This is a genomic window from Dactylosporangium sp. NPDC048998 (assembly GCF_043197855.1).
Taxonomy (GTDB): domain Bacteria; phylum Actinomycetota; class Actinomycetes; order Mycobacteriales; family Micromonosporaceae; genus Dactylosporangium.
In genome coordinates this window covers 1-1,861 of record NZ_JBICTV010000096.1, presented here as the reverse complement: position 1 = coordinate 1,861, position 1,861 = coordinate 1, and the positions used below count along the sequence as shown (strand labels likewise).

The window sequence follows — 1,861 nt, the reverse complement described above, 5'->3', positions numbered from 1 at the left end:
GTTGGGTCATCGGGTGTTGGGTGTGGTGCGGGGTTCGGCGGTGAATCAGGATGGTGCGTCGAATGGTTTGACGGCGCCGTCGGGTGTGGCGCAGGAGCGGGTGATTGCGCGGGCGTTGGCTGTTGCTGGTGTGTCGGGTTCTGAGGTTGATGTGGTGGAGGGTCATGGGACTGGGACGAGGCTTGGTGATCCGATTGAGGTGCAGGCGTTGTTGGGGGTGTATGGGGTTGGTGGTGGTCGGGTGTTGCTGGGTTCGGTGAAGTCGAATATTGGTCATACTCAGGCGGCGTCGGGTGTGGCTGGTGTGATGAAGATGGTTATGGCGATGCGTGAGGGTGTGGTGCCGGCTTCGTTGCATGTTGATGCGCCGTCGTCGGAGGTGGATTGGAGTAGTGGTGCGGTTGAGTTGGTGACTGAGGTGCGTGGGTGGCCGGTGGTGGATCGGGTTCGTCGGGCTGGTGTGTCGTCGTTCGGGGTGAGTGGGACGAATGCTCATGTGATTGTTGAGCAGGCGCCGGTTGAGGTGGAGTCGTTGCCGGTGGTGGATCGGGTGGTGCCGTTGGTGTTGTCGGCGCGTTCGGATGATGCGTTGCGTGTGTTGGCTGGTGGTGTTGCGGGTGTGTTGGCTGGTGCTGATCCGGCTGGTGTGGGTTTGGGGTTGGTGGGTGGTCGTGCGGTGTGGCCGCGGCGTGCGGTGGTGGTGGGGGATCGGGCGGGGGCGGCTGGGGGTTTGGTGGGGTTGGGTGGCGCGAATGTGGTGACGGGTGTTGCGGGTGCGGGTGGTGGTGTGGTGTTTGTGTTTCCGGGTCAGGGTTCGCAGTGGGTTGGTATGGGTGTGCGGTTGTTGGCGTCGTCGGAGGTGTTTGCGGCTCGGATGGCTGAGTGTGATCGGTTGTTGTCGGAGCTTGTGGATTGGTCGTTGTTTGACGTGTTGGGTGGTGCTGGGCTTGATCGGGTTGATGTGGTGCAGCCGGCGTCGTTTGCGGTGATGGTGTCGTTGGCGGCGTTGTGGGAGTCGTATGGGGTTCGTCCTGATGCTGTTGTGGGGCATTCGCAGGGTGAGATTGCTGCGGCGTGTGTGGCGGGTGTGTTGTCGTTGGCGGATGCGGTGCGGGTGGTGGTGTTGCGGAGTCGGGTCATTGCCGAGGAGTTGGCGGGCGGTGGTGGCATGGTGTCGGTGGCGGTGCCGGTGGGGGAGGCCGGGCGTTGGGGGTTGGAGGTTGCGGCGGTGAACGGGCCGGCGTCGGTGGTGCTTGCGGGGTCGTTGGAGCAGGTCGATCGGGTGGTGGAGCTGGCGGGGTTGGAGGGGGTCCGGGCTCGTCGGGTCGCTGTGGATTATGCGTCGCATTCCAGTCAGGTTGAGACGGTTCGGGAGCGTCTCATTGCGGAGCTTGAGGGTTTGCGGCCGGGGCGGGCGCGGGTGCCGTTTTATTCCACTGTGGACAATCGGTGGTTGGAGGTGTCGCTGGACGGGGAGTACTGGTTCCGGAATTTGCGGCAGTCGGTGCGGTTCCATGAGGCTGTGGTGGCGTTGGCTGGGGCGGGGTTCGGGCGGTTTGTTGAGGTCAGTGCGCATCCGGTGTTGGCGATGGCGATGCAGGAGGCGTTGGATGAGGCTGTTGTGGTCGGGACGTTGCGGCGTGATGATGGTGATCTTGACCGGTTCTGGCTGAACGCGGCTGAGTTGTGGGTCAGTGGTGCGGCGGTGGACTGGTCGGTGGCGTATCCGGCTGGGACTGTCGCGTGTCGGGATCTGCCGACCTATCCGTTCCAGCATCAGCGGTACTGGCTGGAACCCACCCGTACTGCCGACCTGACCGCTACCGGCCTGACACCCACCGAACACCCACTCCTCAGCGCC

At 63.9% G+C, this 1,861-nt stretch carries 1 protein-coding gene; it reads left to right on the top strand.

The window, feature by feature from the left end; all coding sequences use genetic code 11:
• Positions 1–13 precede the first annotated feature (13 nt).
• On the top strand, positions 14–1,861 hold a 1,848-nt coding region (locus tag ACGFI8_RS47955), incomplete at its 3' end, for an acyltransferase domain-containing protein (protein WP_392815809.1).